Annotated in this window: 1 protein-coding gene; it reads right to left on the bottom strand. The window is 39.3% G+C overall.

All coding sequences use genetic code 11. The features are described from left to right. Nucleotides 1–2,309 (bottom strand): MSCRAMM family adhesin clumping factor ClfB (clfB, locus tag IDG60_RS11415; protein WP_206160713.1); only part of this gene is annotated, 2,309 nt, incomplete at both ends.

Here is a 2,309-nt window from a genome sequence, read left to right as displayed (position 1 = left end):
TTACTTCACCTTTAGGATTTGATGGTGCTTTCTGTTCATTATTTGGTGGTGTAACTCTTGAATCGGAGTCACTATCTGAATCCGAGTCGCTATCCGAGTCTGAGTCGCTGTCTGAATCTGAATCGCTATCCGAGTCTGAGTCGCTGTCTGAATCTGAATCGCTGTCTGAGTCCGAATCGCTATCTGAATCTGAGTCGCTGTCTGAGTCTGAATCGCTATCTGAGTCTGAGTCGCTGTCTGAGTCTGAGTCGCTGTCTGAGTCTGAATCGCTATCTGAATCTGAGTCGCTGTCTGAGTCTGAGTCGCTATCTGAGTCTGAGTCGCTGTCTGATTCTGAGTCGCTGTCTGAATCTGAATCGCTGTCTGAGTCTGAATCGCTATCTGAGTCTGAATCGCTATCTGAGTCTGAATCACTGTCTGAGTCCGAGTCACTGTCTGAATCTGACTCACTATCTGATTCTGAGTCGCTATCTGATTCTGAGTCGCTGTCTGAATCTGAATCACTGTCTGAATCCGAATCGCTATCTGATTCTGAATCGCTATCTGAATCTGAATCGCTATCTGAATCTGAGTCGCTATCTGATTCTGAATCGCTATCTGATTCTGAGTCGCTGTCTGAATCTGAATCACTGTCTGAATCCGAATCGCTATCTGATTCTGAGTCGCTATCTGAACCTGAGTCGCTGTCTGAGCCTGAGTCACTGTCTGAATCCGAATCCGGATCCGGGTCTGGGCTTGGTTCCGGTTCTGGGTCTGGACTTGGTTCTGGATCTGGCGTTGGTTCTGGTTCTGGGTCTGGACTTGGTTCTGGGTCAACCGGCGGCCCTGGAGTTGGGTCTTTCGGATTTACTGCTGAATCACCATCAGCACTTCCACCACCATAACGTACAACATTCTCATTATTCCAACCGAAAATACTGTAGTCTCTATTTGTTACAGGATCAACATTTTCTTGAATAACCTGAGTTTTTAAGTTCTTACCTGTATTGTCGTAATGCCCTTCTACTAATACTACATATGTTTTAGTAATATCACCAAATTTAATACTAGCTACATTTGGATGCTCATAATAGATTCTATTTTTAAATTGGTCTGTTACTTCTTTAAGGTTAGAGTCATTTGGATCTGCATAGTAGCTATCTGATAATTTAGATGTATCATTCACTTCAAAAATTCTCAGTTTTGTATCTGTAGCACTTACTTTACCGCTACTTTCTTCGATTTTATCTTGGTAGCCTTTAATATACACCCACGTATTACCTAAAACTCGTTGCTTAGGGTTAACAAATACTGTTTGCTTGTATGTGTTTTGACCTGAAGCTGTATCTACACCAATAATTTGAGAAGAAATGTTCGCGCCATTTGGTTTATCAATTCCTGCAATTGGCGAACTATAGTTATAAGTAATTTTATTATTAAACATTTCATCCGCAATATTAATATTCGCATCATATGTTCCTGATTTAGGTGCCTTTGCTCGGTCTGTAAATAAAGGTAATGAAAATTGTCCGTTAATATTTTCTTTATTATTTACATAATCTGTAAAGACAAATGTATACGTCTTAGTCAAGATATCATATGTTGCTTTAGCTACAACATCGCCATTCGTACTTTTAATGTCTGCAATTGGCATCGTATTATTTGAATTAGAATAATCCACGTCTCCATTACCAGTTAAACTATCTGGTAACTTCGCTGTAAAATAATCCCCTGATTTCACTTTATCTGTCACTGTAAAATTTGCCGCCATAAATGTGTTACCACTTTGATTAGGGTCAAATGTAGTCTTTTCTAACTTGAAATTACTTGCCGTAACTTTATCATTTACATTTGTACCTTTAGCATCAGCAGCATTTACTACCGGTTCAGCAACAGCTAAACTACGTACAGCTCTCGTTCTAACACTTGGTTTACTAGTTCCTTGCGCATTGGAAATCGTTTGTGGTGATGATTGTGGTAAATCTAATGTTTGAGAATTTTTAAGCTCACTGTTTGTTGCTATGCTATTAGCATCATTCGTTGTTTTATTATCTACTTGAGAATTTGCTTCTTGAGGAACAGTTTGATCTTGCATTTTTGCAGCAGTTGCTTGATTTTTAATTGCCGTCGGTTGAGGTGTTTCATTTGTTGAAGCTGGCTCTGTTGTAGTGGTATTGCTCGTTTGTGTAGACATTGGTTTTGTTGTGCTATCTACATTCGCACTGTTTGTGTTTGCACTAATATCAGATGTATCATTAGCCGTTGTATTTAATTGAGGTGTTTCTATCATATTGTTTTTTTCGGAATCTGCACTTGCATTATTTTTCGAA

Source organism: Staphylococcus sp. EG-SA-2 (assembly GCF_017152085.1).
The sequence above is the reverse complement of the archived record's forward strand: the minus strand, read 5'-3'. Positions and strand labels throughout refer to the sequence as shown.